Source organism: Pantoea sp. ICBG 985 (assembly GCF_002928365.1).
Lineage (GTDB): Bacteria > Pseudomonadota > Gammaproteobacteria > Enterobacterales > Enterobacteriaceae > Pantoea > Pantoea dispersa.
Map to the genome: position 1 here is coordinate 151,665 of NZ_POWM01000003.1, position 15,121 is coordinate 166,785.

The 15,121-nt window shown below is 58.4% G+C and carries 15 protein-coding genes; 3 read left to right on the forward strand and 12 right to left on the reverse strand.

Going from position 1 to position 15,121, the window contains the following annotated elements; genetic code table 11:
- Positions 1 to 41: 41 nt before the first annotated feature.
- Complete coding sequence (locus tag C1Y42_RS10100) at positions 42 to 1,190, reverse strand: CynX/NimT family MFS transporter (RefSeq protein WP_233210705.1); 1,149 nt, start codon at positions 1,188 to 1,190, stop codon at positions 42 to 44.
- A gap of 110 nt (positions 1,191 to 1,300) precedes the next feature.
- Here C1Y42_RS10100 and C1Y42_RS10105 point away from each other — a divergent pair, with 110 nt between their 5' ends.
- Positions 1,301 to 1,789 (forward strand): MarR family winged helix-turn-helix transcriptional regulator, encoded by a 489-nt coding sequence (locus tag C1Y42_RS10105; protein WP_104093331.1) that lies wholly within the window; start codon positions 1,301 to 1,303, stop codon positions 1,787 to 1,789.
- Between the two features lie 87 nt (positions 1,790 to 1,876).
- On the forward strand, positions 1,877 to 2,416 hold the full coding sequence (gene cybB / locus C1Y42_RS10110) for a cytochrome b561 (protein WP_031280003.1): 540 nt from the start codon (positions 1,877 to 1,879) through the stop codon (positions 2,414 to 2,416).
- A gap of 72 nt (positions 2,417 to 2,488) precedes the next feature.
- Here the strand turns inward: cybB and C1Y42_RS10115 are convergent, their stop codons facing one another.
- The 4 genes from C1Y42_RS10115 to C1Y42_RS10130 form a co-directional block, all read right to left on the reverse strand.
- Complete coding sequence (locus tag C1Y42_RS10115; protein WP_021509066.1) at positions 2,489 to 4,429, reverse strand: methyl-accepting chemotaxis protein; 1,941 nt, start codon at positions 4,427 to 4,429, stop codon at positions 2,489 to 2,491.
- A gap of 463 nt (positions 4,430 to 4,892) precedes the next feature.
- Positions 4,893 to 5,222, reverse strand: a complete 330-nt coding sequence (locus tag C1Y42_RS10120) for a YebG family protein (RefSeq protein WP_021509064.1) — start codon at positions 5,220 to 5,222, stop codon at positions 4,893 to 4,895.
- Between the two features lie 76 nt (positions 5,223 to 5,298).
- Entirely contained in the window at positions 5,299 to 6,093 is a 795-nt protein-coding gene (locus C1Y42_RS10125) for an SIR2 family protein (RefSeq protein WP_010618046.1), read from the reverse strand.
- Positions 6,090 to 6,650, reverse strand: coding sequence for a non-canonical purine NTP pyrophosphatase (locus C1Y42_RS10130; protein ID WP_010618047.1), 561 nt, complete (start codon positions 6,648 to 6,650; stop codon positions 6,090 to 6,092). Before C1Y42_RS10130 ends, C1Y42_RS10125 begins: the two co-directional genes overlap by 4 nt.
- Before the next feature lie 372 nt (positions 6,651 to 7,022).
- Here C1Y42_RS10130 and C1Y42_RS10135 point away from each other — a divergent pair, with 372 nt between their 5' ends.
- Positions 7,023 to 8,381: a bifunctional diguanylate cyclase/phosphodiesterase gene (locus C1Y42_RS10135; RefSeq protein ID WP_104093332.1), complete on the forward strand. Its 1,359-nt coding sequence runs from the start codon at positions 7,023 to 7,025 to the stop codon at positions 8,379 to 8,381.
- Positions 8,382 to 8,498: 117 nt separating this feature from the next.
- Here the strand turns inward: C1Y42_RS10135 and C1Y42_RS10140 are convergent, their stop codons facing one another.
- The 7 genes from C1Y42_RS10140 to C1Y42_RS10170 form a co-directional block, all read right to left on the reverse strand.
- Entirely contained in the window at positions 8,499 to 9,410 is a 912-nt protein-coding gene (locus C1Y42_RS10140; protein WP_058770230.1) for an ABC transporter substrate-binding protein, read from the reverse strand.
- Complete coding sequence (locus C1Y42_RS10145; protein ID WP_058770231.1) at positions 9,410 to 10,204, reverse strand: amino acid ABC transporter ATP-binding protein; 795 nt, start codon at positions 10,202 to 10,204, stop codon at positions 9,410 to 9,412. The genes C1Y42_RS10140 and C1Y42_RS10145 overlap by 1 nt, the downstream gene beginning before the upstream one ends.
- Positions 10,188 to 11,114 (reverse strand): amino acid ABC transporter permease, encoded by a 927-nt coding sequence (locus C1Y42_RS10150; RefSeq protein WP_104093333.1) that lies wholly within the window; start codon positions 11,112 to 11,114, stop codon positions 10,188 to 10,190. Before C1Y42_RS10150 ends, C1Y42_RS10145 begins: the two co-directional genes overlap by 17 nt.
- Before the next feature lie 11 nt (positions 11,115 to 11,125).
- Positions 11,126 to 11,638: a GNAT family N-acetyltransferase gene (locus tag C1Y42_RS10155; RefSeq protein WP_021509059.1), complete on the reverse strand. Its 513-nt coding sequence runs from the start codon at positions 11,636 to 11,638 to the stop codon at positions 11,126 to 11,128.
- A 9-nt stretch (positions 11,639 to 11,647) separates the two neighbouring features.
- Positions 11,648 to 12,580, reverse strand: coding sequence for an ABC transporter substrate-binding protein (locus C1Y42_RS10160; RefSeq protein ID WP_021509058.1), 933 nt, complete (start codon positions 12,578 to 12,580; stop codon positions 11,648 to 11,650).
- A 17-nt stretch (positions 12,581 to 12,597) separates the two neighbouring features.
- Entirely contained in the window at positions 12,598 to 13,911 is a 1,314-nt protein-coding gene (locus C1Y42_RS10165) for an LLM class flavin-dependent oxidoreductase (RefSeq protein ID WP_058770232.1), read from the reverse strand.
- 79 nt (positions 13,912 to 13,990) lie between these two features.
- The gene (locus C1Y42_RS10170) at positions 13,991 to 15,121 is read right to left on the reverse strand and encodes an amidohydrolase (RefSeq protein ID WP_370445695.1); all 1,131 of its coding nucleotides are present in this window, start codon (positions 15,119 to 15,121) and stop codon (positions 13,991 to 13,993) included.

The following is a 15,121-nucleotide window of genomic DNA, read 5'->3' on the forward strand; positions in this document are numbered from 1 at the left end:
TTATAAAACAGCGTATTCCGTCTGACAATGGTTTCCTGCCGTTATCGCTGGGGTTTGAGTCGCAGCGCCATCAACATCAGTAGCAGCACGCCCGCCGCCATGATCTGCCACGCACTGTCGAGTGATGCCGCGCGGTCGCGCACAATGCCGGCCATCAGCGGCATCAGCGCGGCCAGTATATAGCCGCCGCCCTGCACGAACGACAGCAGCGCAGTGGCTTCTTCCGGCGTACGGGCATGATCAAGCGTGACGATCAGCGATAGCGGAAACAGCGCACCGATCCCCAATCCCAGCAGCAGCGTCGGCAACCAGGCGCGTTCGCCGCCCAGCCACAGCAGTGCGATTAGCCCCAGCAGAATGGAAGCCAGCACCACCAGCAACGGCCAGCGGCGATCGCGGCAGCGATGAATCAGCGCGGAGAGCATAAATCCGGCGGCGACTTCGGTCAGGGTTAATGCGCCCAGCACGTAGCCGCTCTGCGCCGGCAGCCAGCCGTGTTGCATGTAAAATGGCGGCAGCCACGCCAGCACCAGCGTGTAAGCACCGGTGCCGATGCCAAAAAACAGCATCAACAGCCAGGCGCGCCGCGTGCGGTGTACGCCGCCGGCCGGTGGCGTGTTTACTCTCGTGGTCACAGGCTGCAGGCGCAGCCACAGAATCAATGCGATCAGCGCCGGTAGCGACGGCAGCATCAGGGCAATCGTCAGTCCGGCATGGCTGGCGAGCGGCGCGGCGCTGGCTGCGGCCACTGCAGCTCCGGCCATAATACCGGTGGTGAACAGTGCCATTAGTGTACCGGCACGCGAGGCGAAGTGACGCTTGATGAGCGCGGGCATCAGCGCCTGAATCAGCCCGATGCCGCAGCCCGCCAGCAGCGCGCTGGCGGTTAGCATGGTGGCACTGTGATCAACGCCACGCGCGCCACCCGCGAGCACCAGCACTATCAGGCCAGCGGTAATGCCGCGCGCTTCACCCAGCCTGCGCAGCAGCAGCGGCCCGGCCAGCGCCGCCAGCCCCATCATAATGACCGGCAGCGTCGTCAGCAGGCTCAGCTGCGTGGCACTGAGCCCTGCATCGTGCTGCAGTTGCAGGAACAGCGGTCCGATGGCCGCCATCACCGGACGCAAATTCAGCGCCACCACAAAAACCAGTAAAGCAAACAAGCCAATAGCAGATAAGGTACGATTCACATTCTGTCTCCATACGTCAAAGTATCTTAACGTTAAGATACTTTGCGAAAGAACGATAGCGGGTGCGCACAAAGCGACACATTGCCCGCCGTGAACTGATGAGAATTAACATGACTGACCACGTAGATTTTGTCGTTGCGCAATGGGCCAGCGCCATGCCGGAGCTGGACGCCTCTTCCATGGCGATTTTTGGCCGCATGCTGCGCCTGATGAAGCATCTGGCGAAAAAGCGCGCTGAGGCGCTGGCGCCCTTTGGTTTTCGCGATGGCGAATTTGATGTGCTGGCGACACTGCGGCGTGCCGGCGCACCTTACCGCCTGTCGCCCACGCAGCTCTACAAATCGCTGCTGGTCACCTCCGGTGCCATGACCAACCGGCTTAACCGGCTGGAAGAAGAGGAATTGATTGCGCGTGTTGCCGATGCCGATGATAAGCGCAGCACGCTGGTGACGCTGACGCCGGCCGGGCTGGCGAAGATTGAGCAGGCGCTGCAGGTGCATACGCAAACGCAGAACGCGCTGCTGGCCACGCTGGACGATCGGCAGCAGCAGCAGCTTGCCGCCCTGCTGCGTCAGCTGTTGCAGACAGCCGAACAGTAAGCCGGACGGGATGTGGCAAAAAATGAATTAATTCAGCGCGTTTTTCGCTATGTTAAGCATCCCACACCGCTTATTTTCGGACTGGCTATGCGTAACAAATATGCCCCTGCGCAAATCTTTATTCACTGGCTGACGCTGGTACTGGTGGCCACCGCTTACTGCACCATGGAGTTTCGCGGCTTATTCACGCGCGGATCCTGGCAAGGTTACACCATGATCGTCGGACATTTCAGCGCCGGCAGTTGCGTGCTGTTGCTGATGCTGTCACGCATTGTGCTGCGTTTTCGCCATCGCAGCCCGAAAATCGAACCCCAGCCGCCGCACTGGCAAACCGGACTGGCGCATCTGATGCATCTGGCGATCTATCTGTTCTTTATCGTGCTGCCGATTCTCGGCATCCTTTCGCGCTTCTACATGGGCCGTAACTGGTGGATTTTCGCGATTCCGATGCCGGTCAGCGCCAGCCCGGATCCCGATTTTGCCGATATGCTGAGCGACTGGCACGAAACCCTCGCGCCCTACGGCTACTGGCTGATTGGTCTGCACGCGGCGGCCGCGCTGGTGCATCATTATCTGATTAAAGACAATACGTTGCTGCGCATGATGCCGTCACGGCGAAACGGATGAAAGGAATAAGACGGTCGCCTGATGTGGCGACCGTCCTGATTTACGCCGCGTGCTGGCGATCGGTCACCGACCTCAGCTGAGGTGAAAACGTCCCACGGTATGCGCCAGCTGTGCCGCCTGGTCTTCCAGCGAACTGGCGGCGGCTGACATCTGCTGGACCAGCGCGGCGTTCTGCTGGGTGGTGCCATCCATCTCGTTCACCGCGATCGTTACCTGGCTGATGCCGCGCGCCTGCTCGTCTGACGCGGTAACAATCTCGCCGATAATGGTGCGCACCGAGTTCACCGCCTGCGTCATCTCCTGCATGGTTTTACCGGCATCCTGCACCAGCTGCACACCGCTGCCGACGCGCTGCCCGGACTCTTCAATCAGCGCAGCGATGTCCTTCACCGCATTGGCGCTGCGCTGTGCCAGATTACGCACTTCCGATGCCACCACGGCAAAACCACGTCCCTGTTCCCCGGCGCGCGCCGCTTCAACCGCGGCGTTGAGCGCCAGAATGTTGGTCTGGAAGGCGATGCTGTTGATAATGGCAGTGATGTCGCCGATTTTCTTCGCGCTGTCGTCGATTTGCGCCATGGTCTGCACCACCTGGCCCACCAGTGACTCACCGCGGCTGGCGATGTGCGTCGCGTTATCGGTCAGCGTCGTCGCCTGATGCGCGTTAGCAGCGTTGTGTTTCACCGTCGCAGTAATCTGCTCCATGCTGGCGGCAGTTTGTTCCAGTGCGGCCGCCTGCTCTTCGGTACGTGACGCGAGGTTGAGGTTGCCGCTGGCGATTTCACCTGCGCCCTGGCGCACCGACGCGCTGGCATCCTGAATCTGCCCGACAATCTCACGCAGCTGGTTTTGCATAGTGTGCAAGGCGAAGAACAGACTGCTGCTGTCGCGCGCTTTCAGCGGGATAGCGTTATCCAGTTTGCCATCGGCCACCGCCAGCGCAATGGTGGCTGCGGTCAGTGGCTCACCGCCAATCGGCTTAAGTACTTTGCGACTAAATACCAGCCCAAGCAGTGCGCACACCACCAGGATACTGATCACCATTAAAATCACCGCGTTAATCAGCTGACGGTGCGCCGCTTCCATGACTTTGCTCACCGGGGCCACCACGCCGAGATACCATTTCTGATCGCTGTTACCGATCACCACCGGCCGCCAGGCCACCAGCGCATCCTCGCCCAGAATAGCGTCATGCTGTTCGGTGACCGTGCTGCTGAAATTATGTGTGTCGCCCTTCCAGGCTTTGCTGGTCTGGCTTTTGTCCGGATAAGACACCACATTGCCCGCGCTGGAGAGCAGCATGGCGTAACCGCTGCCTTCCCACGGTTTGATGCTGTTCACTTTTTCCTGCAGTGACGCCAGTGAGATATCGGACGTCACCACGCCCCACAGTTTGCCCTGGCTGATAATTGGCGCGGCCACCGAGGTCAGCAGCGTTGGCACACCGTTATAGGCATAGCTATAAGGTTCGATCAGCGTATCTTTCTGGCTTTTCTGCGGCAGCAAATAGTAATCGCCCTGGCCTGGCGTAAAGATTGAAGTCAGCGGATGCAGGGCAAAATTGCCACCCTGGTCGCGATCGACGAAATAGGCGTAACGTCCTTTAGGTGCCGCGCCAGCCTGAGAGGCAAACTCAGCATCGCGTCCGTCAAATGCGTTTTCTTCGAAGATGACCGAAATAGAGAGATAGTCCGGATTATCACGCAGTGCAGAGACCAGCAGCTTATCGGCCACTTTACGGTCCTGCACACCGGCAGCCGGCAGGGCAATCAGACTGTGGCCGAGGTTGTGTGCGACATCGCGTGCGTAACTCAGCTCCTGCTGGATTTGCAGCGCCTGACTCTGCGCAATCTGCTGTAAGTAACTCTCCGCCAGCGATTTTTGCTCATTGCTGGACTGCCAGCTGAGCACACCGATAGTCACGGCGAAGCCCAGGGTGATGGTTAAGGCGCCCGTCAGCAGCATTTGTGTGCGGGTGCTCATTTTTTTCTTATTAGATACGGTTGTGGCCATGTCGGCGCTCCTGGTGTTGACACTTTATTACTGAAAAAGAATCACGCCCTGTGCACCTGCATCCCTGTAATCACTCTATCGGCGCACAATCCGGGAACTTGATGGCCTGGCAGGTCCGATCAGAAAACCAACAACCGCTGTTGTGGCGTCGGGTCGCCATTAAAAACGCTAAGACGATGCAGTAAAAAAGAGGGAATTTGATCTGGCGCAAGATCGCCACTTCGTTGTGCTGTCAGGTTATTGCGTACGGGCGCAAGGCGCCGCATAACAAGAGGAATGCAGCATGGCAGGTAAATTGAGTCTGACAGGGTTAATGGTGGTCTGGCTGGTGTATGTGGCGTGGATGGTCAGTTACTACTCAGGCACCTTCTCTCTTTTCACGCACTGATCCTTAGCACGGTTCCCAGGCCAGCACAGAGGCTGGCCCGGATTCAGCAGCAGTACAAAGCGAACGCGCGGTTCCTCAGGCGGCTTTGACCGCACGCACCTTCTTCTCTTTTTCCGGCACAGCCGTATCGCTGTCGTCAGCAGCGGTTTCGCCGCTGTCTTTCACCGCGTCCGGCAGTTTGCTGGTGCGCAGAATGTGTTGCACCGCGTCTTTCTGTTCGGCCAGCAGCATACCCAGCGCTTCGGCCTGGGCCTCATCCATCGCTGGCTGATGTTGCTGCAGCCAGTCGGTGAACGCGTCGGCCATATCGAGCATCTTGTCCCATGCATCTGCGTCTTTTTTATTGGCAAACGTCATCTTCTCTTCACCCTTTCTGACCACAACATATTTGGTTTCGACTGCCATGATGCACCTCATTTACTGTGTTTATATACAGTATATTTCATTCAGCTTTTTTAGCCAACGATTTTCTGCTTGCCGTTTAAGCCAGCAGCTCTTCGAGGAAGGTTGCCAGCGCTTTGCGCGGATCGTCCTCTTCAGACACGATCATTTCAATGCCCCACTGCCCCAGTACCTCTTTCGCCACCGGATTATTACGGTTGGTGAACAGGTAGGATTTGGGTCGTGCGGTCGCCAGCCCGGTGCGGCCCCACATTTTGGTCAGGCGATAAAACAGCAGGCGGATATTGAAATCGCTGATGCTGTAGCCAACAAACAGCACGGAGTTACCCATGACATCATGGGTCAGTTTGATATCCAGCGGCGAGTCAAAATAGAGCCGCTCAAAGTAGCTGCTCTCATCCAGCACGATGGAGGTGTCATCGTCAAAATCGCCATGAAGTTTAATAATATGGCGCTTATCTTCAGTCAGCGACACCAGATCGGCGGCATTAGCGACCTTGCTATACGGCACATTGTGCGCTTCATGCGCCATCTCCAGCCAGCGGTCGTAATTGGTGGTATAGATGCGCGAGAAATTGCCCTGGGTGATCATGGTGTGGATTTCAGAGCTGCGCACGTCGATGTCCGGACGGTGCCACTCGCGATCCATCCAGCTGCGCAGCGGGCCGAGCGAGCCTTTGCGCTGTTTGTAATACTCCGCCAGCGACAAATGGGTGCCGTAGGTATTGAAGATTTTCGGATCGTAGCCCAGCTCATTAGCCAGATGTGCAATCAGCTCGTGCCACTCCGGCAGTCCGAGATTGCGTGAGATGCCCGCACCGGCGAACAGAATCAGTTTGCCGGCATCGTAAGCGCGTTTGAGTTCCGGTTTCATGCCAGTCCCCGCGAAGTTTTCAGAAAGGTGGCAAAGCGATCCAGCGCCAGGCGGCGCATCGAGATTTCGTTTTTCAGTTCGCCCATTTCAGCGAACGTCTGGGTGTGCCCTTCCGGGATAAAGACGCAGTCCCACTGAAATTCGCGCGGCCCCGCCGGCTCCCGTGCAATGGTGCCGCGCAGCTGGCCTTCAAACTGGTACATTTTGCGCCCGTCACAGTAGCCGAGGACGGTTTTCGCGGTCACGCCCGGGCTATCCAGCCCGTTCACCAGTTTGGTAAAGCGTTCCGCGTTCAGCCGGCTCCAGAAAATGCGCGTCAGTCCGGCGGGCAGGCCATTGAGCCCATCCAGATACAGACCGGTATGCTCGACAAACAGCGGGCGGCCAATGATTGAAAAGGCTTTAGTCAGTTTGTCACGAACCAGCTCCACCTCATTTTCGGTCTGAATCTCTTCAATACGGCGCGCAATGGGCACCACTTCGACACCCACCGGCTCAAGGATGGTACGCACCTCGGCCAGCTTGAGTTCATTAGCAGATAAGAAACGAATTTTCATTGCAATCAGTATGTTGAAAGTGGGTTAGTCCAACCTGGTGACGCGTATCCGGCTGCGGTTCCGGCTGTTATTGTCCGGCACGCTGTCGCCGCGCCGCGTGGTCATTCTACTCTGCGGCGACGTCACTGGCGAGGAACAATCGGGTCGCGCTGCGCGCGCCTTCTCCGTTATAGCGCATCGCTTATCGCTGGCGGCGTTAAATATTGCGCCTGAATGCGTTAATAGCGCTATTTGACGCCGCTTATGTCAAATATAAAAATCCGCGCTTAACGCGCAAATAATCTGAAAACAATTATGACAGTCGTCTCGCTTAAATATATTATGTGGCGTTTACACCTTCACGCGTCATGACAATAAAACCCGGAACCGTTTATGAACCCTTTGTTGAGTTCAGCCTGGTCGCGCATCCGTAATCTGCCCTTCATTCTGCAGGGTGATAGCCCGAAAAAAAAGCTCCGCCTGACGCTGCTGATTGCCGGCGTCGCCAGTATCGTGGCTGGTATCTTTATGGCAACACTGAATTTCAGTCGCGGTCATCATGACATTGGCTGTCTGTATATCGCCAGTATAGCGCTGGGGGGCTACATCATCATCGGCGCTTTCAGCGACCGGCTGGAGCGGCATCTGGCGATCATTACCCATGCGTTATTATTTACCATCATCGTGCTGTTGCTGGTGGATAATCACCACGCTGCCGGCAAGCGTTCAGAATATAACTATCTGGTGGCCCTGATCGTCGGTTCGGCACTGGTGTTGCGCCAGCAATCCTTTTATCTGAGTAAAATATTTCCGCTGCTGTGCCTGCTGTGTTATCTGTTTTTTGTCACCACCGGTCTGATCTGGGAAAATAATCGTTTTCATCTGAATATTCCGCAGGAAGCCGTTTTTACCGTTTTCAATTGTGCAGTGCCGGTGACGGCACTGCTGTCGACCGTGTTTACCTATGGCGGCAATTATTCCGCCACCGATCTTATCAAGCGCGAGCTCGCGTCCGCCATCGAGCGCCAGCAGCTGGAGCTCTATTATCAGCCGCAGGTCGATGGCGACAAAAATCTCATCGGTTTTGAAGCGCTGCTGCGCTGGAAGCACCCGGAGAAAGGCTTTATCTCGCCGGAGGTGTTTATCCCGGTAGCCGAAAAAAGCGGGCTGATCATTGATATTGGCAAGTGGGTGCTGGAGCGCATGCTGCAGCAAATCGTTGAGTGGGATCGCGTGCTGCGGCTGCCTCCGCTGGTGTTTTCCATCAATATCAGCCCGCTGCAGTTGATGCACCGCGACTTCACCCATGACACGCTGCTGACGCTGTCGCATTACAAAATCCGTCCCGAGCGGCTGAAGTTTGAAATTACCGAGACCACCTTTATTTACGATCAGCAGCGCATTGGGGATGTCATCAACCACTTCAGCCAGTTAGGGATCAAATGGGCGATCGACGATTTCGGCGTCGGTTACTCTTCGCTTAAGTCACTGAGTGATTTCGCTATTGATGATATTAAGATTGATAAATCCCTGATCATGCACATTTTTGAAAACGAATCGGCGGCGATTGTGGTGCAAAAGACCATTGAGCTGTCGCGCGCGATGGGGCTGAACGTGCTGGCGGAAGGGATTGAGAGCGAGGAGTATTTCGAGCACCTGCGCAATAAGGGCTGCCATTTATTCCAGGGTTACCATTTTGCCCGCCCGCTGCCCGCCGCCGAAGCATTGCAGTGGATAAAAAAAGCAGGATAAACCGGGCGAGCCTTCATTTTTTAAGCCAGTGCGCATCAATGCGCACCCTACGAAAGCCCGAGCGAGCTGTAGGGTCGCCATTTATGGTGACCACACCGTGCGCCTGACCACCCCGCCCTAATTATCCTGATAAACAATCCCGGGCGGATTAACCTGCGAAATCTCCACCGCCTCGCCCTCTTCACCCCATCTTGCCAGCACCTGGTGGTACTGGCCACCAGCGATAGCGCCGTTGATCGCCTGCTGCAGCGCGACGTCCAGGCCATTGCCCTTCTTCGTGGTGACCGCCACCCAGGCGCGAAACGGTCCGTGCCCGACAATTTTGGTTTGCCCGCGCGAAGCGACTTTCCACGCCGCCATGGCCTGCGGGCCAAATGACGCATCGGCCCGGCCAGAGAGCAGCGCCAGCGTGGCGGAGGCATCATCGTTAAGATAAATCGGCTGCACCGGGGCCAGGCCCTGCGCCCGATTCTTCTCATCCCAGCTCAGTAATATTCGCTCCTGATTGGTACCGGAGCCCACAATAATCCGTTTGCCGGCCACGTCTTCCCGGCGACGAATCGCGCTGATTTTACTGTCCGCTTTCACCGCAAAGGCATGGTTATCCGCGCGATAGGTGGCGAAATCAAACTTCTGCTTGCGCTCCTCGGTCACCGCGATATTAAACATCGCCACATCATAGCGCCCTGCCGTGATGCCCAGCGGCCAGTCCTCCCACGCCGCCGGCACCAGCCTGAGTTTCAGACCGAGGCTGTCGGCCAGCAGGCGCGCAATGTCCGGGTCGCTGCCGATCAGCGTTTTATTATCGGACGCCCAAAGACCAATCGGCGGTGAATTACTGGCTGAAGTGGCGACGGTTAAATAGCCGGGGTGAACAAAATGAAATCCGGCGGGGATCTTCGCGATCGCCTGCGGATTGGCCGCCATGGTGATCGGCGTTTCGTTATGACTGGCGTCCAGCTGTTGCGCGCCTGTCGCGGATGCCGCCAGCACCGCACCCGCCAGCGCGACTATAATCACCGGCTTCATTACAGCACCCTGGCGAGGAAACGTTTGGTGCGCTCATGACGCGGCTGATTCAGCACCTGCTGGCTGCTGCCCTGCTCAACCACGCGCCCGTCAACCATAAACACCACATTATCCGCCACTTCACGCGCAAAGCCGATCTCGTGCGTGACAATCACCAGCGTGGTGCCGGATCGCGCCAGTTTTTTAATCACATCCAGCACTTCGCCCACCAGTTCCGGGTCGAGCGCCGAAGTCGGCTCATCAAATAGCATCACGCGCGGGTTGAGCATCAGCGCACGCGCAATCGCAATGCGCTGCTGCTGACCGCCAGAGAGATGCCGCGGCCAGGCATCGGCTTTGTGCCGCAGGCCGACCACATCCAGCAGCTCACCGGCGCGATCGATCGCTGCCCGGCGCGACAGCTGACGATGGGCAATCGGCGCTTCAATCAGATTTTCCAGCACCGTCAGGTGCGGAAACAGATTGAAGTTCTGGAACACATAGCCGACGTTGATGCGCTGCCGCAAAATCGCCTTCTCTTTCAGCTCATAGAGTTTATCGCCGCGCCGCTGATAGCCGATGTAATCGCCATCGATCTGAATAAAGCCTTCATCCACGCGCTCCAGATGATTGATGGTGCGCAGCAGCGTCGATTTGCCAGAACCGGACGGCCCGAGGATCACCGTCACCGAACCGGGAGCCAGCTCAAGAGACACATCATCGAGCGCTTTATGCCGGCCAAACGTCTTGCTGACGCCGGTAATACTGATGGCGCCGGTGGTATGCAGATAGCGGTAATCAATGGCTTCGGACATGAGACAGCTCCTCGTTGACGGCGGGGTTCACGCTGCGGTTGCGCCACTGGCGCCAGCGCGAAGGTTGCGGTTCACGCGTGACGCTGCGTGCCAGCCAGCGCTCGACGCTGTGCTGCAGCAGCGACAGCACGGTGGTGATGATCAGATACCAGGCGGCCCCGACCATCAGCAGCGGGATCACCTGCTGGGTGCGGTTGTAGATCATCTGGATGGTGTAAAACAGCTCGGGCATCGCCAGCACATACACCATTGAGGTGCCCTTGGCGAGGCTGATGATCTCATTAAAGGTGGTGGGAATAATCGCGCGCAGCGCCTGCGGCAGAATGATGCGAAACGTGCGACGCGACGACGATAATCCCAGCGCCGAAGCGGCTTCAAACTGACCGTGATCGACGCCGAGAAACCCGCCGCGAATAATCTCCGCGCTATACGCGCTCTGCACCAGCGTCAGGCCAATCACCGCCGCCGGGAACTGGCCGAGCACGTTAATGGTCTGGAAGTGCCCCCACGACAGGGCGGTGAAAGGAATACCGAACGACAGCGTGTCGTACAGATACGAGAAGTTATACAGAATGATCAGCACCACAATCAGCGGCAGCGAGCGAAACAGCCAGATATAGCCAAACGCCAGCGTGCTCAGCAGCCACGATGACGAGAGCCGCGCCAGGGCCAGCAGGCCGCCGAATATCAGGCTCAGCAGCGTGCCGCACAGCGTAAGCAGCAGCGTTTGTCCCAGGCCATTGAGGATCACCGGATCGAAAAACCAGCGGGCAAACACGCTCCACTCCCAGCGCGGATTAAAGGCCACGGAATTGATCACCGCCGCAAGGATAAATAGCGCGATGATGGCACCGACGGTACGCGCCGGATAGCGTGCCGGCACCACGGTCAAAGGTTGTTGCTTACTCATGGTGGCTCTCCTTAGCTGGCCTGCGCCACGTTGTGCACATCAATTACTTTGAGAAAACGCAGCCGGCCATCGTGCGGCGGCTGGCCGTAAATCTCCATATCTTCGCGCAGCTCAAACTGCGGCTGATAGCCGTGGCCGATATACAGCTGTACCGCTTCCGGCTGACGGAAACCGGTGGTGAGAAACACGCGCTGATAGCCTGCGCGCAGCGCCCGGCGCTCCAGCTCCTGCAGGATCAGCAGTGCCAGTCCCTGACGGCGCAGGTCACGCCGCGTCCAGATGCGCTTCAGTTCGGCGGTGGTAGCATCCCACGGTTTGTAGGCGCCCATGGCGATGATCTCACCGTCGCGCTCCAGCACGATGAACAGCCCGCGCGGCGGCAGATACCACTCGGTCAGCTCAACTTCATTGTGTTTCCTGAAGAAATCGCCGTAGCGTGCTGCATATTCACCAAACAGACCGTCAAGAATCGGCTGCAGCTCCGGCGCTTCCGGTGACACTTCGCGGAAAAATTGCTGGCTCATGCCGCCTCCTTAATCGCCCAGTCCGGGCGGATTGATCTCGGAACGATCCAGACGCTCCACGCCTTCACCCCAGCGGTTCAGCACCTTGTCGTAGTCACCGTTTTTGATGACGCCGTTGAGTGCGGTGTTAATTGGCTGCACCAGCCCGTTGTCTTTCTTCACCGTCACCGCGATGTGCGCCGCCTTAGGCCAGCCGCCGTCCACGCTGCCCACCAGCCGGGTCTTTTTGGTCAGCGCCGCTTTCCATGCGCCAATCACGTTAGGGCCGAAGTAAGCGTCGGCGCGCCCGGCCTGTAGCGCCAGCGTCTGCGCAGCGTCATCTTTGGTATAAACCGGTGTGAAAGGCTTCAGTCCCTTAGCCTGATTCTCTTTATCCCAGGCCAGCAGGATGGCCTCCTGATTGGTGCCGGAGCCGACGATGATGCGCAGGCCGGCAATATCTTCTGCCTTGCTCAGCGAGGTAATCGGGCTGCTGGTTTTCACATAGAAGCCCAGCGAATCTTTGCGGTAGGTGGCAAAATCAAAACGCTGTTTACGATCTTTGGTCACCGTCACGTTGGTGATCGCCGCGTCATATTTGCCCGATGCCACGCCCAGCGGCCAGTCTTCCCACGAGGTGGGCACGATGTTGAGCTTCAGCCCGAGGCTGTCGGCCACCAGACGCGCGATATCCACCTCACTGCCCAGCAGCGTTTTATTGTCGTCGCTGAATACCGTGAGCGGCGGCGAGTTGAGTGCCGCCACCGCCACGGTGAACGATCCCGGCACAGCAAATTTGTGGCCCGCCGGAATTTGCGCCACGGCGGCAGGATTCTCTGGCGTGTTGATGGGCGTTTTATTGGCGGCAAGGCTCACCTGCTGACCATTGACGGCCACGTCCTCGGCCAGTGCAGCACTGCTCAGGCTCAGTAACAGCAGCGCAATCAGGGATTTTTTCTGCATAGCGTGTTTTCTCATCGTTATTGTGGTGTGAACTGGTTGAGCGGCTGTTTCAGACCAAAGCTGGCGCGCAGCGTGCTGCCCGGGTATTCACGACGCGTCAGGCCGCGTGCCTGGAGAACCGGAATCACCTGATCAACAAAACGCTCGAAGGTGTCCGGCGTGCCGCCCTGAATAATGAAACCGTCAGTGGCTTCGGTTTCGAACCACAGCTGCAGACCATCCGCCACCTGCTGTGGCGTGCCGTGAAACAGCGGACGCGGCGTCGCGGCTTCCAGCGCCGCCTGGCGCAGCGTATGGCCGTGTTCACGCGCTTTGCGTTTGATTTCGTCGGTGGTGCTACGGAAGCTGTTCTGGCCAATATCGCCAATGTCCGGGAACGGCTGGTCGAGCGGATACTGCGAGAAGTCGTGATGGTCAAAGAAGCGACCGAGATAGTTGAGTGCATCCTCAATCGAGACCAGCGCCGCGGTGGTCTGGTACTGGCGCTCGACGTCTGCGTCATCCTCCCCCACGATCACACTGACGCCCTGGAAAATGTGCAGATCGCCCGGTTCACGCCCGTTCGCCACCAGCTGCTGCTTCACATCCCGGTAGAACGCCTGCGCCTCTTCGCGCGTTGGCTGATGGGTGAAGATGGCGTCAGCATGACGCGCCGCCAGCTTGCGGCCATCTTCCGAGGCGCCCGCCTGAAAGATAATCGGCCGGCCCTGCGGCGTGCGCTCAATGTTCAGCGGCCCCTGTACCTGGAAAAAATCACCGTGATGATTCAGCGTGTGCAGTTTGTCAGGCGCATAGAACTGACCGCTGGCTTTGTTGCGCACAAACGCGCCCTCTTCCCAGGAATCCCACAACCCTTTCACCACCTGCAGGTATTCGTCGGCGATGCGGTAGCGCAGCGCATGCTCGGGATGCTGCTGACGCGAAAAGTTTTTTGCCGAGCCCTCCAGCGGCGATGTCACCACATTCCAGCCCGCGCGCCCGCCGCTGAGATGATCGAGACTGGCGAACTGGCGGGCGACGGTGAACGGCTCACTGTAGGAAGTGGACACCGTACCGACCAGACCGAGATGCTCGGTGACGCCGGCCAGCGCCGACAGCAGCGTCAGCGGTTCGAAGCGGTTAAGAAAGTGCGGGATCGATTTCTCATTAATGAACAGGCCATCGGCGACAAACAGGAAATCCAGTTTGCCAGCCTCGGCTTTACGGGCGATACGGCGGGCGTAATCAAAACTGATGCTGGCATCCGCCTGCGCCGCCGGATGACGCCAGGCGGACATGTTGCCGGATGCGCCGTGCAGAATGGTGCCGAGGCGCAGTTGTCTTGCAGTCATAATCGTCTCTCTTTGCTCATGGCGCAGCCTGCCGGCGATAGCCTTATCGCCGTACAGCGCTGCCAGAAATGGAAGGAAATCAGTTAAGGATGGCGTCGCGACATCGCGCGTTTAGCTGCTGCAATGCCTGTTGCGCCAGCTGACTGAAGTAGTGTGCCGCCGGGGCGATCAGCGCTTCATCGGGGTTGAAGCCACCGTGATGCAGGCCAAATTCACTGGCGCTGCCAATGCTGACAAACGCGCCGGGGAGCTGCTGCAGGTAATAAGCGAAATCTTCGCCGCCAAGGTGCAGCTCAGCCTGTTGCACCTGATAACCCACCTGCTGCGCCACCTGACTGGCAAACTGTGCCCAGTGGGCGTCGTTCTCCAGTACCGGCGGCCCCGGATGCCAGCTAAAGGTGGCCGTGGCACCGCTGGCGGCGGCGATATTGACCACCACCTCGCGCGCACGCTGCTCCAGCTGCGCGCGCACCTGTTTATCGTGCGTGCGCACCGTGCCGCCAAATTCCGCTTCAGCCGTCGGCTGACCGTCGTGCCTGTGTGCATCAATCCGCGTGACGCTCACCACCAGACTGTCCAGCGTATTAAAGCTGCGGCTGGTGAGGGATTGCAGCGCCTGAATAATCTGGCTGGCGACCAGGATGCTGTTCACGTCCGCGCGGGTGCTGTGCACGCGCACCACAAATTTATCGGCGTTGGCATAAAACGCACCGCTGCGCGTGGCAAAGGTGCCCGTGGGCAAACCCGGTTCGTTGTGCATGCCAAAAATCGCCTGTACCTGATCCAGCACACCCGCGTCGATGAACTGGCGCGCACCCTGGGCAATCTCTTCCGCCGGCTGGAACAGGATGCGCACCCGCCCCGGTAGCTGATCTTCCCGTGCTTTCAGCTGCAGCGTGGCACCCAGTATCACTGCACTGTGCACATCGTGACCGCAGGCGTGCATGACGCCGGCTTGCCGTGAACGAAAAGGCAGCCCGGTGGCTTCATGGATCGGTAATGCATCGATATCGGCACGCAGGGCGATCAGGGGCGCGCCCTGACCCACTTCCGCCACCACGCCGGTGTGCAGCGGATAATCCAGCAGGCGCACGTCAGCCTGCTGCAGCCAGCGGCGCAGCCGCGCGCTGGTTTCCACTTCATGACCGGAGAGTTCCGGCCAGCTGTGCAGCTCGCGCCGCCAGTCAATCAGCTGCTGTTCGTTTACTAT